This window comes from Nitrosospira sp. TNL200, from assembly GCF_055386305.1.
On the sequence record NZ_AP041003.1, the window covers coordinates 3,083,519 to 3,102,663 of the forward strand.

Genomic DNA, 19,145 nt, shown 5'->3' on the forward strand with positions numbered 1-19,145 from the left:
AGCAATCTGACCTTCAAAAGAGCCGACGCATCGACGCGTCGGCTTTTTTATTTGCCATCGCAAAAACCAGCGAATAATATGATGTAATCGAATACCGATGGCAATGACCATGCCGCTCTGATTAGTGCCCCCCCCCTGCGGCAGATTCACCTATAGACCAGCTCGTGAGAAACCTGCTCAGCGCGCTTCTGCTTCCCCCATCGAATCTGATTCTGCTGGGCATGGCGGGAATCGCGCTTCTCAAACACCGCCCCGGACTCGGCAAGGCACTGGTGACCTTGGCATTGGCCCTGCTTTATCTGCTGTCCACTCCCATTGTTGCCGAAGGTCTGCTTCACAGCCTGGAAACACTACCCCAGCGCCATCCCTTCGATACCAGTGTACAGACTATTGTAGTGCTGGGCGCCGATACCTATTTCAGCCCACCGGAATACGATGCGCACACCGTGGGGCGCTTGAGCCTGGAGCGTGTTCGCTATGCGGCGCGGCTCTACCGGCGCACAGGCAAGCCAATACTGACAACAGGCGGTACGGAGCAGGGCAATGGCTTTTCGGAAGCCGTACAGATGAAAACGGTATTGGAAGAAGAATTTCGGGTGCCGGTGAGTTGGGTGGAAAAAACTTCAAGAAACACACGGGAAAACGCATACAAAAGCTTTGCGATATTGAAAAAAGATGGCATTGATCACATCGCGCTCGTTACCCACGCCTGGCATATGCCAAGAGCAATACGCGAATTCGAGCAGGCCGGATTCAATGTCACCCCAGCCCCTACTGCGTTTACCACCCGATACAGGACAGGGCTGATGTCATTTATCCCCACGGCAAACGCGCTGCAAAAAAGCTGGCTGTATTTCCATGAGATCTTTGGAATACTGTGGTATCGCCTGATTCCTGTTAGCCGGGATCTCAGGCGTCTTCACGAACGTTCTGATCATACTGCTAACTGATCTTCTGAATTAGGGAAGCGCTGAATAAATCTCCGCTGGCGCGGCGGTGGCTTTGCGGGATGGGATGCGCGAAAGGCGACGACGCGAATGGTTGATCCCCTTCGCCAGGAGCCTGACAAGGCAGACCGCCGGCAAATCCCCGTCCCACAAGGGTTGCGGTAAAATCGGGCGCTCATGACGTTGCGCTCCTTGGCATCGTAGTCCAAGCTACGACCTGCGTCGCGCGCCTTATGATTATCCCGATTTTACCAGCAACGCGCTCAGCGAGGATTTGTTCAGCGCTTCCTTAGTACGGCGGAAATTCTGCTTTTTTCCGAAAGGGATTAAAATAGCTTACAAAAAGGTTCAGGAATTGACATGAAAGCACGTATCAGATGGCGGAACGGAATGAGTTTCCTCGCCGAATCCGGCAGTGGGCATGAAATCCTGATGGACGGACCGCCGGAAGCGGGCGGCCAGAATCTCGGTCCCCGGCCCATGGAAATGCTCCTGATGGGGACCGGGGGCTGCACTGCGGTGGACGTGCTATTGATCCTGAAAAAAAGCCGGCAGGAGATCTCCGATTGCGTGGTGGAAATCGAAGCGGAACGGGCTGCCAAAGATCCCAAGGTGTTCACACGCATCCACTTCCACTTTATCCTGAGCGGGAAAAGGATGAAACCGGAACAGATCGAGCGCGCAATAAACCTGTCCGCCAAAAAATACTGCTCGGCTTCGATCATGCTGAGCAAGACCGCGGAATTGACACACGACTTCGAAATCATCGAGACCGAAAATTCCGGCGGCGGCATTCAGGATATCGATCAGACCCAATAAGCGGTTTTGGTCATGACTTTCGAACCCAGCTTCATCGCCAGTTTCACAGGCCCCGGCAACTCCACGCCGCCATGCGATATCGCCGAGGTGGCGTGCCCGGCCTCATCGATCTGCATCTGGGAAACGATGGCGCGGCTTTTCCGGTCATGAGGCGGCAGGCGCTTCAAATGACCTGCCAGATGGACTTCGACCTGGCGTTCCGTTTCGGCGAGAAATCCGAGATTCCATTTGTCGCCCAGCATGCCGGCAAATGCGCCAATGGCGAACGAACCCGTGTACCACAAGGGGTTCAGTAAGCTCTTGCGCCCGTTCAGCTCGGAGATACGCCTTTCGGTCCATGCAAGATGCTCTGTTTCCTCGCGCGCCGCCTGGGTGAGAGTATCCTGAACTTCTGTCTCGCGCGCGGTCAGTGCTTGCCCCTGATATAGCGCTTGCGCGCAAATCTCGCCCACGTGATTGACCCGCATCAGAGCACTTGCCTCGCGTTTCTCCCAATCGTTCAACTCGGCTTCCGGTAATTCGGTACCCGGAACCGGCCTCAATGTCTGTGCCGGGGCCAGCAATGTTCGCAACGCACGATCGAAACCAATGATGAATTTATCCAGATTTGGCATGGCGAGCTCCGTAATGTGATCCTGAATCCGGCGATTGACCACTCGTTTCCAGTTTAGAGCCATGATCCACAAAAACTTTCCGCGGTACTCGACGTTCACCCAATATGGTGAGTTCGCTACAACTGCCGGATTCAGGATAATCAGATTATACTCATCTGGCGCGCTAATAATGTAACCGGGTGCAACACTTCAATCTCGAAACCTGGCTCCTGAGCCTCCCGGCGCAATCCAGCCGCGATATGCATGGCGCAGCCGATATTGGACGTAGCGAGATACCGTGCGCCGCTTGCCTCCACCGCAGCCAGCTTATCGTGGAGCAATGCCTGCGCCATTTCGGGCTGGTCGAGAAAGTAGGTCCCGGCAGCGCCGCAGCATTGATCATTTCCGCCAAGCGGCAAGATCCGGGCTTCCGGAATGCGCGTCAGCAACGCATAGGCATGGCGGGAAGCCCGAAGCACATTGCGCAGGCTGCATGGCTCATGCACAGCAATGGCATGCGGCAATGGGGCAAGCCTGACACCGTCCCATCCCTTTGCAGTCACCAAAAATTCGCTGATATCGAACACCTTTTCAACGAAACGGTCGTGCTGGCATTTGGATGCATCCATGGGAGATTCTGCGCTTCCCGATCGAGCGGGACCTGATGAGGCCGACGAGAACATGGCAGCATATTCCGACAGTTGTGCGCCACAGCCCGATGCTGTGCTGATAATCGCACTGGGTCCCGGTTCATCGAAGGCTTCCATGTTCTGACGCGCCAACTGCTCCGCCGTCCGCTTGTCGCCGCCGTGCTGATGCAGTGCGCCGCAACAGGTCTGCGTCGGGGGCACGCGGACGGTGTAGCCCAATCGATTGAGCACGAATATTGCGGCGTTGATCGTCTCAACGTCGGTCAGCCGGGCGACACAACCGAGGAATAAACCTACTTCCCCTCGGTACTTGCCTATCGAGGGATAAACGGGTCGCCAGGATCTGGCTCCGCCCTCTGGCCTCCCCACATGCGGCAACTGCGCCTCCAGCAGCGCAAACCGTGTCTCTCCCAGCGAGCCGGATTTGCGCAATACGTGCTGCAACCCGCTTTGCTGGTAAAAGCGTAGGAGCGGCCGCAATAAATCCATTCGTGAAGGCCGGGCAATCAATTCTTTCTCCACCCACCGCCTTAATCCTGATTTTTTCCTCTCCGGCTGCTCCTTGCCTGGATCGAGGGGTACGGATTTCATCATTGCGCGGCTTCCATCCATCAATTGCCCAAAGCCTACATGGTTCGGACAGACCGCTTCGCATGCGCGACATGTAAGACAGCGGTCCATATGCAACGCGAAGCGGGCATTCATTGGAATTCGGCCCTCGACAGCGCCGCTTATCAATGCAATGCGGCCGCGTGGCGAATCGGCCTCGGATTGCGTCAACTTGTAGGTGGGGCAATGTGGAAGACAAAGGCCGCATGAAACACAGCGGTTGGCTTCTGCAAGCAGGGAATCGGCGGAAAAATCCGGCAGTGGATCAGAAGGCGTCATGATGGTTCGGCTGAAAAAAATCCACTGATGTTTCCTGCTGGCACTTCCGACTTCTGACATTGGAAAGACCCTTCGGCCTGCCCGCCCATGAGGGAGGAGTGCAACACAATTCCGGCCAGCACGTGACTCGCATCGACCATTCGTCCCTCGAAAAATCTTTGCAGATTACAGCCATAAACCAAAAAAAGAATGCCTGGACGCTGAACCCTGGTTTTATATGGCTCATGGCAGAGAAAGGTATCAGACAGGAGATCCACGCTACAATTCCCCCCTTCCTTTCATTGGAATTTTCCCATCTTGGAAGCTTTTTTTACCTCAACCCTGCTGGTCGCCCTGGCGGAAATCGGTGACAAGACACAGCTTCTTTCGTTTGTACTCGCCGCAAAACTGCGCCGACCCTATCCCATCATGGCTGGTATTCTTGCCGCCACGTTGCTCAATCATGCGCTCGCGGCCTGGCTCGGAACCTGGGTGGCTGACTTGATTACCGCCGAATCCCTGAGCTGGATAGTCGGACTATCATTCATCGGCTGCGGTTTGTGGGCATTGAAGCCGGACACGCTGGATGCGCAGCCTCGCGTTTTTGGCGCTGGCATTTTTGCGACCACTCTTGTGGCATTTTTTCTGGCGGAAATGGGGGACAAGACACAATTCGCGACGGTGGCGCTGGCAGCGCACTATGACGCAATGGTACCGGTGGTGTTCGGGACGACTCTAGGCATGATGCTCGCCAACACGCCCGCGGTCTGGATCGGACAGGCGCTGGCTGAACGGATCAACATGAAACTGGTGCGATGGCTGGCGGCGGCTTCGTTTGTGCTGATGGGCTTATGGACGCTAGCCAGCGGAGCAGCATCATATTGATGCCTCTGCCAGAAGACAGGCGCCGCACCCCTATCTGTGCAACCCGAGTCAGCGAATTCCCTGAATGTATCGCTCGAGCTGATCGATGATGAACTCCCGGCCCGAGATCGCGTCTTTTACCAGGTCGCCGATTGAAATGATGCCGATCACTTTATTATTTTCCAGCACCGGCAAATGGCGTACCCGCATCTGCGTGACCAGAGCCATGCAATCTTCGCTGGTATAGTCGGGATCGACATATGCGACCTGCGTGGTCATGATTTCTTTTACCCGGATATCTTTCGCATTCTTATCCAGCAGATACGCTTTGCGCGAAAAATCTCTTTCGGTAAGGATGCCTGCCAGTTCCCCCGCCTCAAGCACCAGCAGTGCGCCAATGTTTTTAGCAGCCATCAATCGCATCGCATCATACACGGAGTCATCCGGGCCGGTGCTTGCAACATCAAACCCTTTGCCCTGCAATAGCTGCTTTACGGTTGCCATCGTATGTGCCCCTCCTTGCCCCGTGTCATTTTTTCGGAAAGCAGTGATTAATGATAGCACGTCATTGGCAGCCCAATACCTGCTCCACGCTGCCGATGCCTGCTCGCCACCAGTATCCTGAAAGCAGAATGAGATAGCATTGAATCAGGCAAACCAGCGCAAAAAAGCGGCTGCAGCCAGTGCTGTCACACCTAGCGCAGCGAGCAATTTCCAGGCGACGCTGCGTTGTTCCGTGGTCCAGCCGGCGGCCTGGCGTAGATACATTATGGCAATACTAACGCCACCCGCCGCGCACATGATCTTGATCAACAGTGCAGCGAAGGCCAGCCCGTGTAAATCGGGCAGTTTTTCATAAAAATAATAGCTGACTGCACCGAAACCCACTCCGCTTAATGCTTGAGCAGTCCAGCTTAAACCGACCAGCCATGCAAACTTGCGCTGGATCGGGATGGGTTGCGCCGCTGGATATATGGCAAAAATGGCTACACCCACCACGGCAGCGGCGCCAAAATTGTGCACCAGCTGCATGATGGCATAGCTAAGGTTTTCAAACACAATTATGTGGCCGGCCCCACGCTGACGTTAATGCATTTTTGTGCACCGATCGGGGTATGCGCCTTATTGACCACCTTGATGCATATTTCGTGCTCACCCGACGAGAGTTTCCCCAATGCGTGCTTACCTTTTAATCCACGCAACGTCACCGCTTCATTTTTGTCTACGTAAAGGTGCGTATGATCGCCTTTATCTCCGAGACTCACATCGTAATCGATGTTGATATCTTCCTTAGGATTGAATTTGGCGCCATTCACAGGGGATGAGATCGCGACTGAGGCATCGGCGGCAAGTGCGCCCGGGACATAGCAGCTAAAAACAAGAGAAACCGCCAGGACATGTGATATCCGCATCATTGTTCTCCTCCAGATAGTGAATTTGAATGATTGTAAGAAAAAGCATGAAATCGGTAATTCAGTTCAATTACAAAAAAACAGGCCGATAGACTTCATGCAAACCCTACGCCTTGAATTTTGCCTTCAAAGCATTGCTTTTTTATTATTACCCCACCCCTCTCGAAAAGTAAAATATTCTCCTTAATCCATCATCACGCCTTCCCGCAAGGGGCGACAGAAATCCGATTTGTTATAGTGTGCTTCCCAGTCTGAATGTTGGCCGGTGAGATATCGGCTGCTGTGAAGCAAAACTGCCGTTCAGATCGTTATTCCACTACGCGAGCGGGCTAAATTTAGATTCAGCGCGCAATCGTATATGACAACTGATGGGCCACCAGGGCCGCAAACCCTCATCGGCTTCGTTCCCAGTCCGCTTAAACAGTGGCACGGACCTATAGCAAACGGCTCTTGTCGCCACTGGTAAACCCGAGAAGCGGAGTGCGCATGCTTCTGCCGAAAGCGATGGCTTTGAATAATTCTCCCATTTCGGCGGGACTCACCAGTTTTTGCAGCTGACTCGCCAGCGGGAGGTAATCCCGGGGATTTTCGGGAGGAATCTGCGCCAGAATGTCGGTTATGCCGCAATTGATGAGAAAATGTGCCTGAGTGTTATAACCGAGCAAAACGAGGCCAGCACTCGTACCCGCATTTGCGATAGCACTGAAATCGACATGAGCGGTAATATCCTGCAAGCCTGGAAGATAAAACGGATCATCATGGGCATGATGGCGATAGTGGCACATCAGCGTTCCGCGGCTGCGCTGGGGGTGATAATACTCGCCCCTTCCAAAACCGTAATCGATGAGCAGTATCGCGCCTTTTTGTAAAATGGGCGCGAGGCCACGAATAAAATGGCATGCGGAAAGGTTGAGGTCGCTGATATACCCGGCACCTTCGCCAGCCTCGACCAGGGGCCTCAGCTCTTTTGCAGCAGCCAATAGTTCTCCCTCTTCGAGAGGATGCTCCATCCATTGAAACTCGCCATCCCGGCATATGACGCCACGCTCGAACAGGCCGGTTTCGCGCCAGGCGACCAGGTGCACCGGCATAGCATCGAGCACTTCATTGGCGAACATCAATCCCTTGAACTCGCTCGGAAGGCGTTCCAGCCAGACGACGCGAGGCAACAGATGCGGCGCATGCTCTTCCAGCAAACGCCGCTGCCTTTGCCGCAACTCCGCGCTCACTTCAAGAATGAAATAGCGCGCCGGCAGGCTTCCCAGCTTTTCCAGCTCAAGCAGCAGATCGAGCGCCAGTTTGGCCGTGCCTGCGCCGAACTCCAGAATATCCGCTTCTTCATCGATAAGACGGAGTACCTGGGCCGCCTGCCGGGCCAAGGCTCGACCGAACAGCGAGGAAATTTCCGGGGCGGTCACAAAATCTCCCGCTTGTCCGAACTTCGCCGCGCCGCCGCTGTAGTACCCCATGCCGGGCACGTATAACGCCAGTTGCATGTAATGCGCGAAGGAAATCCAGCCGCCCGCAGCGGCAATTTCCGCCTGGATCAGCCTTTGGAGGGCGCGGCTATGGCCGAGAGCCGCTTGACCCGGCTCAGGTAGTGGCGGGAGTTTGCGCATGGCGCTATGCTACCCGTAAGTGATGGAGGACGCGCAAGTGTAGAGGAGATAACGATGCAAGGGAAAGCGATACTCGTTACGGGCGGCGCCAGGCGCGTGGGTGCGGCTATCTGCCGCGAATTGCATGCACACGGCGCCAGCCTGATCGTGCACTACCGAAGCTCCGGCCAGAATGCACAGGCCCTGCAGGGGGAGCTTAACCGGCTTCGTCCCGGTTCGGTAGCCCTGGTCCAAGCTGATTTGCTCGATATCAGCCGGCTGCCGGGCCTGATGGAAGAGTCGGCAAGCCATTTCGGAAAGCTCGACGCGCTTGTCAATAATGCTTCCAGCTTTTTCCCCACGCCCCTAGGGGAAATTACCGAAACAATGTGGAATGACCTTATCGGCAGCAACCTGAAGGCCCCCCTGTTTCTTTCTCAAGCCGCTGCGCCGCTGCTGAGGAAGCAGCAGGGCTGCATCGTGAATATCGTCGACATTCACTCTGAATGGCCATTAAAAGGATATGCCGTATATACCGCCGGAAAGGGAGGTCTCGCAGCGCTTACGAGATCGCTGGCGCTGGAACTGGGGCCGGACATTCGCGTGAACGGCGTTTCTCCAGGCCCGATCCTGTGGCCTGAAGACGGCGAGTGGAAGGAGGAAGCAGCACGCCGGCATATCATCGAGAGGACTATCCTGAAACGCACGGGCGAACCCGAAGATATCGCCAAAACCGTGTTGTTCCTTATCGCCCATGCTCCCTATGTCACCGGACAGATCATCAATGTAGATGGCGGGCGCAGCATTAATTTATCCTAAATTCCCCTTTGTAGCGAACTCTCTATGGATCGTAGGAATAAAAAATGGCAGACTGCCGGATTTGGAACTGTAGCAGGACCAGATTATGCGAGTCTATGAACTGCAGCCCGACAGAAGTCTTGGCGCGGGGATCGTACAAGCACAGACTAGCGGCGATACGTGCTTCTGATCTTCAAACCGGAGGGATGGATTGTCATTTGACGTTCTAATCGTTCACACCACTTCTATTCGCTCACATGAGCTTGACATCGCAAATGGCTTCATCGTGCGACAGCTGCCGGAAAAGAGCAGCCGCGGGTTGAATAAGGAAAAAGCTCCGGCATTTATTTTTAATGCTCATCAATATGCGAAGGTTCATGCCTGAGCCCGCCCTACCACTTACCCTATCAGTTTTTTCTTCAAGATCTCATTTGCCTGTGCCGGGTTGGCCTTGCCTTTGGCAGCTTTCATCAGCTGACCGACCAGGGCGTTGAACGCTTTTTCCTTGCCAGCCCTGAACTCATCCACCGATCTGGAATTTTCGGCAATAACCCTGGTTATCAGCTTTTCCAGTTCACCCGAATCCGAGATCTGTTTCAGTCCCTGGGATTCGATGATTTCGTCAGCCAGATTTTCAACGCCCCGTTGGCTTCTGCTGCCCGATCCTGATGCCGGCTCACTCGCTTTCGCCCACATTTGCCTGAATACTTCCTTGGCGATTTTTCCCGATATAGTTCCATCCTTGATACGAACCAGAAGCTGGGCAAACTGTGCCGGCGAAAGCGGGCAGTCGCCGAAACTTTTCCCTTCGTCGTTGAGATAGCCAAAAATCTCGCCGGTCACCCAGTTGGCGCAAAGCTTCGGGTCGGAAGGAAGCTGGCTCACAACCATTTCGTAATACTCGGCGGTCTCCCGATCGGTGGTCAGGTTCGCCGCGTCATAGCCGGAAAGTCCATAGTCTCGCTCGAGCCGCACCCGCATGTCTTGCGGCAGCTCGGGCATCGCACCCTTCAATTCGGCGATCCAGCTCTGCGAGATTTCGAGGGGCAGCAAATCGGGATCGGGGAAGTAGCGGTAATCCTGTGCATCTTCCTTGCTGCGCATGGCGCGGGTTTCATCCCGTTCGGGATCATAGAGGCGAGTTTGCTGCTGGACGGTTCCCCCGTCCTCGAGGAGCTCGATCTGCCGCCTTGCTTCATAATCGATGGCCTTTTCGAGAAAGCGGAACGAGTTCAGGTTTTTTATTTCGCAGCGCGTGCCAAGCCTGTCGGAGCCGCGGGGACGCACGGAAACGTTGGCGTCGCAACGGAACGAGCCCTCCTGCATGTTTCCATCGCAAATGCCGATCCAGCGCACCAGCGAGTGCAATGTTTTCGCGTAAGCCACCGCCTCCGTGCTGCTGCGCATGTCTGGTTCCGACACGATCTCGAGCAGGGGCGTGCCAGCCCGGTTCAGGTCGATGCCAGTCATTCCATGAAAATCTTCGTGCAACGACTTTCCCGCATCTTCCTCCAGATGCGCCCGCACAAGGCGCACCACTTTCTCGCCTCCATCGGCTCCGCTGGCTCCCGGAACCCGAATCCTGATGCTGCCGCCTTCGACCACCGGCATCTCATACTGGCTGATCTGATAACCCTTGGGTAAATCGGGATAAAAATAATTCTTCCGCGCAAAAATCGAAGGGGAATTGATTTTGCCGCCCACCGCCAGGCCCAGCTTGATGGCGCGTTCGACCGCTCCATGGTTCAGTACCGGCAATACACCCGGCAGGGCAAGATCCACCGTGCACGCCTGCGCATTGGGGGACGCACCATAGGCGGTCGATGCGCCGGAGAATATTTTCGATCGCGTCGAGAGCTGGGCATGCACCTCGAGCCCGATTACCGTTTCCCACTGCATTTGGATTCCCTTCAAACTTTACCCGGTGCTCCGGGGAAAAAACGTGCATCGATGCCTGCAAGAGCCGGGGCCGGCGGAAGTGCGGCGCGAATTCCGGATCAGGCCCGGATGGGCGTGCGCATATGCCAATCCGTTACCAGCTGATACTGGTGCGCCGCGTTCAGCATCCGAGCCTCCGCAAAATAGTTTCCGACGAGATGCAGTCCTACCGGCCTGTTCTTGTATCCAAACCCGACAGGGATGGACATGCCGGGCAATCCGGCAAGATTGACGGCAATCGTGTAAGTGTCCGACAGATACATCTGTACCGGATCGCTGCTTTTCTCGCCGAGATCGAAAGCCACCGTGGGAGAGGTTGGTCCCATGATGATATCGCACCGGGCGAACGCCTCGGTAAAATCCTGCGCAATGAGGCGGCGCAGTTTCTGTGCCTGGATGTAATACGCGTCGTAGTAGCCATGCGACAATACATAAGTGCCGATGAGTATGCGGCGCTTCACCTCCGCGCCAAAACCCTGGGCACGGCTTTTCCGGTACATGTCATTGAGATCGGCATAATCCGGAGCGCGGTAGCCATACCGGACCCCGTCGAAGCGCGAAAGATTGCTCGATGCCTCCGCAGGAGCCAGCACGTAATAAACCGGAACGGACAGTTTTGTAGTGGGAAGGGATACCTCCACCGTCTTTGCCCCCAGCTTGCGATATTCCGCCAGCGCGTCATCCACGGCACGCGCTACGTCATCATTTATTTCCTTGACGAAATATTCTCTTGGCAGGCCGATGCGCAAGCCCTCCAGCGGCTTCTCCAGAATACGGGTATAGTCTTCCGTTTCACGCTGTAAACTGGTCGAATCACGCGCATCGAACCCGGCCATGACGTTGAGCATCAATGCCAGGTCTTCCGCCGACTTGGCCATGGGCCCACCCTGATCCAGGCTGGAAGCAAAGGCAATCATGCCATAACGTGAAACCCGGCCATAGGTGGGCTTGAGTCCCGAAATACCGCATAGCGCGGCGGGTTGGCGAATGGAGCCGCCGGTGTCGGTGCCCGTTGCGCCAGGGGCCATGCGCGCTGCAACCGCGCAGGCTGAGCCGCCCGAGCTCCCGCCGGGCACGGCTGCCGTGTCCCACGGATTTTTAACAGGACCATAAAAAGACGTCTCATTGCTCGACCCCATGGCGAATTCATCCATGTTGGTCTTGCCGATGGTTACCGCACCCGCCGCATTGAACCGTTCGATCACATCGGCGTCATAGGGAGAAATGAAGTTTGCCAGCATCCTCGATCCACAGGTCGTGCGCCATCCCTTGGTGCAAAAGATGTCCTTTTGCGCGACAGGAATGCCTGTGAGCGGAGTCGCCCGGCCGGCTGCGATAGCGGCATCTGCGGCACGGGCCTGGGTCAGGCTCGCCTCCTCGTCGAGTGTGATAAAAGCGTTGTATTCGGAATTCAGCGAGCGCGCACGCTGGAGAAATTCACCCGTCAATTCGGCGCTGGAAATTTTTTTTGATGCGAGCAGCGCGGAAAGCTGCCTGAGGCTGAAATTCAACATGGGATTTGTGGAACAGGACTCGTTAAGGGGCGAAGATAATTCGAGGGCCGCATATGCGGTTACTCGATAACTTTCGGCACCAGATAAAGCCCCATTTCCACCTGCGGAGCAATCGACTGGAACAATTCATGCTGATCCATCTCGGTTACCGCATCTTCCCGCAGGCGCTGCCTGACATCCTGCGAGTGGGACATGGGCGACACCGCTGAGGTATCCACTGCCTGCATCTGCTCGATCAAGCTGAAGATGTCCGTCAACTGAGCGAGAATGGCGCTTCCCTCCTCCTCAACAACTTCAATGCGGGCAAGATTTGCAATGCGTTTCACCTCGTCCAGAGACAGCGACATTCATCCTCCAAAGGCTTATAACCCTTATATTCAAATAGCTAATAGAGTATCATAGCCGACCTGAATGACGCATTCTTTTCACGCGCCCTTATCGTCGTCTCCAACGGATCCCGTAACCATGATTAATTTCATCAACAATAACATATTGAAAGGCTATTTCTCGACCGATATGGCCATCGACCTGGGGACTGCCAATACTTTGATCTATGTGCGCGGGCAAGGCATCGTGCTGAACGAACCCTCGGTAGTGGCGATTCGCCAGGATGGTGGGCCTAATGGCAAGAAGCTGATCCAGCAGGTAGGCCTGGCAGCGAAGCAGATGCTGGGGCGCACTCCCGGTAATATTACCGCCATCCGCCCCATGAAGGACGGCGTAATCGCTGACTTTACCGTTACCGAGCAAATGCTGAAGCACTTCATCAAAAAAGTGAATCCCCCGCGACTGTTTGCCGCCAATCCACGAATCGTGATCTGCGTTCCCTACGGCTCCACGCAGGTCGAGCGCCGCGCCATTCGCGAAGCAGCCTACGGCGCCGGGGCCCGCAAGGTGGAATTGATCGAGGAGCCAATGGCTGCGGCTATTGGCGCAAACCTGCCCGTGGAAGAGGCTACCGGCTCCATGGTGGTGGATATTGGCGGAGGCACAACGGAAGTTGGCGTGATATCGTTGGGAGGAATCGTTTACTCGAACTCTGTACGGGTCGGGGGAGACAAGTTCGACGAGGCCATCATAAATTACATACGCCGCAACTACGGTATGCTGATCGGCGAGGTCACCGCCGAATTGATCAAGAAGGAAATCGGCTCTGCATTTCCAGGGTCGGAAGTACGCGAAATGGAAGTCAAGGGACGCAATCTGGCGGAAGGGATTCCGAGAAGCTTTACTATTTCCAGCAATGAGATTCTTGAAGCCTTGGCTGAGCCGCTCAACAATATCGTCAGCGCCGTCAAATCCGCCCTGGAGCATACTTTGCCCGAGCTGGGCGCGGACATTGCGGAAAAAGGCATGGTGCTGACCGGCGGAGGCGCGTTGCTGCGCGATATCGATCGCTTGATGATGGAAGAGACCGGATTATCCGTGATAATCGCGGAGGATCCGCTGACCTGTGTCGTTCGCGGGTCGGGGATAGCACTTGAAAACATGGATCAGCTGGTAAGCATATTTGCAAGTGACTAGGGCCTGTTAACAATGCGGGCGCGAAACAGGGGTTAACAGGCCCTGGACCGCACGCCTGACAGGCATCATTCTGCCGGCCTTCCTTGTGTTGAATTCCGGATAGGGTACATTCAAACACCCAAATTTGATGGAAATGGCCCCGCAGTTTTTCAGACACGGCCCGAGCTTGCAGGCACGGCTATTTTTCTTCGTGCTCCTGTCGTTGACACTCATGGCCGCTGATACCCATTTCAGATATCTGGCGGGAATTCGGCAAGTATTTGCCATTGCGCTCTATCCGCTGCAAAAGCTTGCCAATGTACCTATGACCCTCTCCGACACCATGGGTGCGGTTTTTGTCACTAATCATCTGGCGGACGAAAATGCCTATCTGAAGCAGCAGTATCTGGCCGACAAGGGACAACTCCTGCAGTTGCAGGCATTACGGGCTGAAAACGACCAATTGCGCAAGTTGCTGGAAGCAGCGCAGCGCGTGGAAAGCAAGGCAGTCATCGCGGAGATCCTCCGCGTGCCCAGCGATCCCTTCAACCGCAAGATCATGCTGGACAAAGGCAGCCAGAGCGGGATACAGACGGGGCAGGTGGTTGTAGACGACGTGGGCGTGGTCGGGCAGGTCACCCGCAATTATCCCTGGGTATCGGAAGTGACATTGATTACGGACAAGGACCATTCCGTCCCGGTACAGGTTGTGCGAAACGGGCTGCGTTCGGTCGTTTCCGGCACCGGCAAGGATGGGCTGCTGGAATTGCGCTATGTCGCGGTAAACACGGACATTCGGGCGGGGGACGTACTGGTGACTTCGGGGATAGATGGCGTTTATCCGCCGGGACTTCCGGTAGCAAGCGTATCCAAGATCGAGCGCAGTCCCGCTTTCGTCTTCGCCCGCATCACCTGCACACCTACCGCAGGAGTAGGCCACCACCGGCAGTTGCTGATATTATCCCTGATGAACCCACCCGCCGAAACCCCGGCCGATGCGTTCGAAATCAAGCCTGAGACAAGGAAGCGAGAAAAAGTTGGCATTCGCTGATCACCCCAAGCAGGAAATATTGCTCCCTGTAAAAGGCTCATTCATCGTTTTAAGCCTGGTGGCGGCCTTGCTGCTCAACCTGTTGCCACTATCGCCCGGTGCCCTGGCCGCGCGCCCCGATTTCGTTGCTCTGGTATTGCTTTACTGGTGCATCAACCAACCTCAGCGAATCGGCATGAGCGTCGCCTTCTTCCTGGGTCTGCTCATGGATATCAGCAACGCCAGCACGCTGGGCGAGAATGCTCTCGCATACAGCATCATGGCGTTTTCCGCCCTGCTGTTTCATCGCCGCCTCCTTTTTTTCAACCCGCTCGCACAGGCCCCCCAGATAGGCTTGATACTGCTCCTCGGGCAATGCGCCAGACTTCTTGCCGGGCTGCTCGGTGGTTCCCATTTTCCGGGATGGGGTTTTTTTCTTGCAACCATAACAGGCATCATATTATGGCCGCTGCTTTTTTCGTTGCTTAGAATGCCACAAAAACCCGGCAGGTCAACCTCTGATACTCTATGAATCGTAGGGTAGAGCTTCGCAATCATCTGCGCGAACTGCATTATTTCCGCATAAGGCTCGCGATCAGCGCCGGATTCATGCTGCTGCTTTTCCTTCTGCTGTTCACGCGTTTCTTCTACCTTCAGGTATCGCAACGCGAGCATTACCATACTTTAGCCGAAGCCAACCGCATATCCATCGCACCGATAGTACCCAACCGCGGCCTGATCTTTGATCGCAACGGGGAGGTCCTGGCGCACAACTATTCGGCCTACACGCTGGAGATCATACCAAGCAAGGTGCCGGACCTCGAGGCGCTCATCAATGAACTCTCCACCATCGTTGAAATTGCGCCCAGGGACCGCAAGCGATTCAAGAAGCTGAGGGACGAGAGCAAGCGATTCGAGAGCCTGCCCATACGCACCCGCTTGACCGATGTGGAAGTTGCGCGATTCGCTGCAAATCGCTACCGCTTTCCCGGGGTGGAAATCAAGGCCCGCCTGTTCCGGCAATACCCGCGAGGAGAAAGCGCCTCACACGTGGTGGGCTACATCGGACGCATCAACGACAAGGACCTCGAACAACTTGAGGCCCGTCATGACCTGGCGAATTACCGGGGCTCGCTGTACATGGGGAAAATCGGCATCGAGCAGAGTTACGAAAAGGAATTGCATGGCGTCACCGGTTTCGAGGAAATGGAAACAGACGCCGCAGGCCGGGTCATACGCATCATATCCCGTACTCCTCCCATTCCTGGAAACAACCTGATGCTATCGCTCGATGCCAAGCTGCAGGAGGTGGCGGAAAAAGCATTTGGGGACCGCCGGGGCGCCCTGGTGGCAATCGAGCCGGACACGGGAGACATACTGGCGTTCGTGAGCAAGCCGGGCTTCGATCCCAATCTGTTTGTCGATGGCATCGATTCCGAAAGCTGGGACTTGCTGAACAACTCCATTGACCGCCCGCTCAATAACCGCGCACTGCGCGGAATGTATCCCCCAGGTTCCACATTCAAGCCGTTCATGGCGCTGGCGGGCCTGGAACTCAATAAACGCAACGCACAGCAAGGCATCAGCGACCCTGGATACTTCAGCCTTCCCGGAAGCACACATCGATTCCGGGACTGGAAAGCGGGAGGCCACGGGTACGTGGATCTCCACCAGTCGCTTGTCGTCTCCTGCGACACTTATTATTACGCGCTGGCCAACGATCTTGGCATCGATAATATTGCCAGCTTTACCGGGAAGTTCGGACTTGGAAGGAAAACCGGCATCGATATCGAAGGCGAGGTCATGGGCTTGATGCCTACTCAGGAATGGAAGATGAGACGGCATAAACAGAAATGGTATGCCGGCGATACCATCTCGGTGGGAATCGGCCAGGGCTATAACCTGGCCACGCCCCTGCAGCTCGCCTTCGCTACCGCCATCCTCGCGGGAAAGGGCACAGCCTTCCGTCCGCACCTGGTAAAACGGATAAAGAATAATAGCAATGAGATATTGCGCGAGATCGCAACGGAACCCTTGTACACGCTCGATCTCAACCCGGCTCATCTTGAAGCGGTAAAGAATGCGCTCATCGATGTCACTCGCCCCGGCGGCACCGCGGCTGTTGCGGCGGCGGGGGCGGCCTATGTATTCGCCGGCAAGACGGGGACATCGCAAGTGGTGGGCGTGAAGCAAGGCGAAAAATACATGGAAAGCAAAGTCCAGGAGCGCCATCGCGACCACGCATTGTTCATTGCCTATGCTCCAGCGAAAAATCCAAAAATCGCGCTATCGGTGCTGGTGGAAAATGGCGGCCATGGCGGCGCCACCGCAGCGCCTATCGCCAGACTGGTGATGGACTACTTCCTGCTGGGCATATTGCCCAAGGAAAGCGAGGCCAAGACCGCCGACCCGGCGGGAGACGACGAGGAAGCCGTTCATGACTGATCCCTTGCGGCTGTGGCACTACCTGACGCGCTACATCGACGGCTTCCTGCTGGTCGGGCTGTTGATGCTGATGACAACGGGGCTGATCACGCTTTATAGCGCCACCGACGCCAACCTCAGCCGTGTCACCAACCAGGGCATCAATATGCTGGTTGCGCTCGGCATCATGTGGCTCGTCGCCAATATTCCGTTGCAGCACATCATGCGCATTGCTTTCCCAATTTACCTGACCGGACTTCTGTTGCTGCTCTGCGTCATGCTCTTCGGAGAAATCAACAATGGGGCGCGGCGCTGGCTGAACCTTGGCGTGACGCGTATCCAGCCATCCGAGCTGATGAAAATAGCGGTGCCGTTGATGATGGCATGGTATTTCGACATGCATGAAGCAACGTTAAGACTGAGGGATTACGGAGTGGCGACGTTGCTGCTGTTGCTGCCGGTCGTATTGATCCTGCGCCAGCCGGATCTTGGCACGGCGCTGCTGATCGCCGCCAGCGGCTTTTATGTGCTTTTCCTTACCGGATTGTCATGGCGCATCATGGTCGGGCTGGCGATAGTGGGAGCAGGCAGCGTGCCATTCCTGTGGTCGATGATGCATGACTATCAGCGGCGGCGTGTCATGACCCTGCTCGATCCGACACAGGACGCGCTCGGCGCAGGCTACCACACCATACAATCCACTATTGCCATCGGATCCGGAGGCGTGCTCGGCAAGGGCTGGCAGCATGGGACGCAAACTCATCTCGATTTTCTTCCCGAGAAAAGCACTGACTTCATCTTTGCCGTGTTTTCCGAGGAATTCGGTTTGGTGGGAAATTCGTTGCTGCTGCTGCTATATGTGGTCGTGATAGGCCGCGGCATGGTCATCACCGCCAATGCCCCGACCCAGTTCACGCGCCTGATCGCAGGGTCGATCACGTTGACGTTTTTCACCTATATCTTTGTGAACATGGGTATGGTCATCGGCATTCTGCCTGTAGTCGGCGTGCCATTGCCGCTGATCAGCTACGGCGGCACATCCATGGTGACAATGCTGTTGGGATTTGGTATTTTGATGAGCATTCAGACGCATCCCAAACTGGTAAAGACGTGAAATCCCCCTCGACCTGCACATCCCGTTCGTTGCTGGCCGCCCGCATGGCGGCATTATCGCTCATGGTCCTGGTTGCGGGGTGCGGCACTTTCCTGAAGCAGGACGAACCGGAAAAACCCTCCTCCGGAAAAACCACAAAACCCAGCATTTTCTCAAAAAAGGGGGGATACTATCTGGATGATGGCCCTGGGGACAATCCCCCGGTGGATCTTGCGTCCATTCCCGACGCCGTTCCCCGCTACGAGCCCCTGCGTGAGGCCAATATGCGGCCCTATGTCGCGCTTGGAAAATCCTACAGGCCCATGACCGGGCTGGAATCGTATCGTGAACGCGGAATAGCGTCCTGGTATGGCCGCCGCTACCATGGACAGAAAACAGCGTCTGGCGAAATCTACGACATGTACGGGATGACCGGCGCCCACCCCATACTGCCGCTGCCTAGCTACGTTCGCGTAACCAATCTCCGGAATGGCAGATCCGTCGTGATTCGTCTCAACGATCGCGGGCCGTTTCTTTCCGATCGCCTGATCGATCTCTCCTATACCGCGGCATACAAGCTCGATCTGCTGGATGGGGGAAGTTCGCTGGTGGAGGTGGAAACGATACTCATGGATGCCGAGCCCGCCATGAGGATAGCCTCCGCACCTGTAGGGGCCGCCGCCGTGATTGAGGGACCGGATGGTCCCGTTTTGTTCGCCGTGGCCTCCGCGCCCACGGCAAGCGTTCAAGCCGGCGAAGCCCGGCAAACAACCCGGGCGGCTTTTACTACCGACGCAAATGGCATTTATCTTCAGCTCGGCGCCTTCAGCGCTTACGATAACGCCGATAATTTCCTGGCGCGCATGCGCACCGAACTGCCCCTGATGACCAACAGCCTCGGAATCGTGGCAATGGATGGCCTGTTCAAGGTACACGCCGGCCCCTATCCCGACCAGGCAGTAGCCAGGCAGGCAGCCGACAAGATCGCGCAAACGCTCTATATCAAGCCCATGCTGCTGGTGCGATAGGACTTGCCCGAATGCCGGTTTCTCCCCGCCAAAGGCGAGCACAAAGGCGGGCAATTCGCCTTTGGCG

The 19,145-nt window shown here is 55.8% G+C and carries 20 protein-coding genes; 11 read left to right on the plus strand and 9 right to left on the minus strand.

What is annotated here, in order from left to right:
* Positions 1-164 precede the first annotated feature (164 nt).
* Both ACZ5CE_RS13905 and ACZ5CE_RS13910 read left to right on the plus strand, forming a co-directional pair.
* Entirely contained in the window at positions 165-950 is a 786-nt protein-coding gene (locus ACZ5CE_RS13905) for a YdcF family protein (RefSeq protein ID WP_464575498.1), read from the plus strand.
* Positions 951-1,307: 357 nt separating this feature from the next.
* Positions 1,308-1,766: an OsmC family protein gene (locus ACZ5CE_RS13910; RefSeq protein WP_464575499.1), complete on the plus strand. Its 459-nt coding sequence runs from the start codon at positions 1,308-1,310 to the stop codon at positions 1,764-1,766.
* On the opposite strand, the gene coq7 is transcribed toward ACZ5CE_RS13910, so the two are convergent.
* Entirely contained in the window at positions 1,754-2,380 is a 627-nt protein-coding gene (gene coq7 / locus ACZ5CE_RS13915) for a 2-polyprenyl-3-methyl-6-methoxy-1,4-benzoquinone monooxygenase (protein WP_464577535.1), read from the minus strand. The two genes, ACZ5CE_RS13910 and coq7, sit on opposite strands and share 13 nt — an antisense overlap.
* Before the next feature lie 140 nt (positions 2,381-2,520).
* Complete coding sequence (locus ACZ5CE_RS13920; protein WP_464575500.1) at positions 2,521-3,897, minus strand: (Fe-S)-binding protein; 1,377 nt, start codon at positions 3,895-3,897, stop codon at positions 2,521-2,523.
* 297 nt (positions 3,898-4,194) lie between these two features.
* Here ACZ5CE_RS13920 and ACZ5CE_RS13925 point away from each other — a divergent pair, with 297 nt between their 5' ends.
* Complete coding sequence (locus tag ACZ5CE_RS13925) at positions 4,195-4,761, plus strand: TMEM165/GDT1 family protein (protein ID WP_464575501.1); 567 nt, start codon at positions 4,195-4,197, stop codon at positions 4,759-4,761.
* A gap of 48 nt (positions 4,762-4,809) precedes the next feature.
* Here ACZ5CE_RS13925 and ACZ5CE_RS13930 read toward each other — a convergent pair whose 3' ends face one another.
* The 4 genes from ACZ5CE_RS13930 to ACZ5CE_RS13945 all read right to left on the minus strand — a co-directional run bounded on the left by ACZ5CE_RS13930 (position 4,810) and on the right by ACZ5CE_RS13945 (position 7,771).
* Complete coding sequence (locus tag ACZ5CE_RS13930) at positions 4,810-5,244, minus strand: CBS domain-containing protein (RefSeq protein WP_464575502.1); 435 nt, start codon at positions 5,242-5,244, stop codon at positions 4,810-4,812.
* Positions 5,245-5,388: 144 nt separating this feature from the next.
* Positions 5,389-5,799, minus strand: coding sequence for a hypothetical protein (locus ACZ5CE_RS13935; RefSeq protein ID WP_464575503.1), 411 nt, complete (start codon positions 5,797-5,799; stop codon positions 5,389-5,391).
* Between the two features lie 2 nt (positions 5,800-5,801).
* The gene (locus ACZ5CE_RS13940) at positions 5,802-6,155 is read right to left on the minus strand and encodes a hypothetical protein (RefSeq protein ID WP_464575504.1); all 354 of its coding nucleotides are present in this window, start codon (positions 6,153-6,155) and stop codon (positions 5,802-5,804) included.
* Positions 6,156-6,586: 431 nt separating this feature from the next.
* Positions 6,587-7,771: a class I SAM-dependent methyltransferase gene (locus ACZ5CE_RS13945; protein WP_464575505.1), complete on the minus strand. Its 1,185-nt coding sequence runs from the start codon at positions 7,769-7,771 to the stop codon at positions 6,587-6,589.
* Between the two features lie 54 nt (positions 7,772-7,825).
* Between ACZ5CE_RS13945 and ACZ5CE_RS13950 the strand changes: the two genes are divergently transcribed.
* Both ACZ5CE_RS13950 and ACZ5CE_RS13955 read left to right on the plus strand, forming a co-directional pair.
* Complete coding sequence (locus tag ACZ5CE_RS13950) at positions 7,826-8,569, plus strand: pteridine reductase (protein ID WP_464575506.1); 744 nt, start codon at positions 7,826-7,828, stop codon at positions 8,567-8,569.
* 190 nt (positions 8,570-8,759) lie between these two features.
* Positions 8,760-8,933 (plus strand): hypothetical protein, encoded by a 174-nt coding sequence (locus ACZ5CE_RS13955; protein WP_464575507.1) that lies wholly within the window; start codon positions 8,760-8,762, stop codon positions 8,931-8,933.
* 14 nt (positions 8,934-8,947) lie between these two features.
* Here the strand turns inward: ACZ5CE_RS13955 and gatB are convergent, their stop codons facing one another.
* From gatB to gatC, 3 genes are all read right to left on the minus strand, one after another.
* The gene (gene gatB / locus ACZ5CE_RS13960) at positions 8,948-10,462 is read right to left on the minus strand and encodes an Asp-tRNA(Asn)/Glu-tRNA(Gln) amidotransferase subunit GatB (protein WP_464575508.1); all 1,515 of its coding nucleotides are present in this window, start codon (positions 10,460-10,462) and stop codon (positions 8,948-8,950) included.
* Positions 10,463-10,545: 83 nt separating this feature from the next.
* Positions 10,546-12,000 (minus strand): Asp-tRNA(Asn)/Glu-tRNA(Gln) amidotransferase subunit GatA, encoded by a 1,455-nt coding sequence (gene gatA / locus ACZ5CE_RS13965; protein ID WP_464575509.1) that lies wholly within the window; start codon positions 11,998-12,000, stop codon positions 10,546-10,548.
* Between the two features lie 59 nt (positions 12,001-12,059).
* Positions 12,060-12,347: an Asp-tRNA(Asn)/Glu-tRNA(Gln) amidotransferase subunit GatC gene (gene gatC, locus ACZ5CE_RS13970; protein ID WP_464575510.1), complete on the minus strand. Its 288-nt coding sequence runs from the start codon at positions 12,345-12,347 to the stop codon at positions 12,060-12,062.
* Positions 12,348-12,465: 118 nt separating this feature from the next.
* On the opposite strand from gatC, the gene ACZ5CE_RS13975 reads away from it, so the two are divergent.
* The 6 genes from ACZ5CE_RS13975 to ACZ5CE_RS14000 all read left to right on the plus strand — a co-directional run bounded on the left by ACZ5CE_RS13975 (position 12,466) and on the right by ACZ5CE_RS14000 (position 19,078).
* Positions 12,466-13,524 carry a rod shape-determining protein gene (locus tag ACZ5CE_RS13975; RefSeq protein WP_464575511.1) on the plus strand — a complete coding sequence of 353 codons (1,059 nt, stop codon included), beginning with the start codon at positions 12,466-12,468 and terminating at the stop codon, positions 13,522-13,524.
* 127 nt (positions 13,525-13,651) lie between these two features.
* Complete coding sequence (gene mreC, locus ACZ5CE_RS13980; RefSeq protein ID WP_464575512.1) at positions 13,652-14,554, plus strand: rod shape-determining protein MreC; 903 nt, start codon at positions 13,652-13,654, stop codon at positions 14,552-14,554.
* Positions 14,541-15,065, plus strand: a complete 525-nt coding sequence (mreD, locus tag ACZ5CE_RS13985; protein WP_464575513.1) for a rod shape-determining protein MreD — start codon at positions 14,541-14,543, stop codon at positions 15,063-15,065. Before mreC ends, mreD begins: the two co-directional genes overlap by 14 nt.
* The gene (gene mrdA, locus ACZ5CE_RS13990) at positions 15,062-16,978 is read left to right on the plus strand and encodes a penicillin-binding protein 2 (protein ID WP_464575514.1); all 1,917 of its coding nucleotides are present in this window, start codon (positions 15,062-15,064) and stop codon (positions 16,976-16,978) included. Before mreD ends, mrdA begins: the two co-directional genes overlap by 4 nt.
* Entirely contained in the window at positions 16,971-18,071 is a 1,101-nt protein-coding gene (gene rodA / locus ACZ5CE_RS13995) for a rod shape-determining protein RodA (RefSeq protein WP_464575515.1), read from the plus strand. The genes mrdA and rodA overlap by 8 nt, the downstream gene beginning before the upstream one ends.
* Positions 18,068-19,078 carry a septal ring lytic transglycosylase RlpA family protein gene (locus ACZ5CE_RS14000; RefSeq protein ID WP_464575516.1) on the plus strand — a complete coding sequence of 337 codons (1,011 nt, stop codon included), beginning with the start codon at positions 18,068-18,070 and terminating at the stop codon, positions 19,076-19,078. The genes rodA and ACZ5CE_RS14000 overlap by 4 nt, the downstream gene beginning before the upstream one ends.
* Positions 19,079-19,145 lie beyond the last annotated feature (67 nt).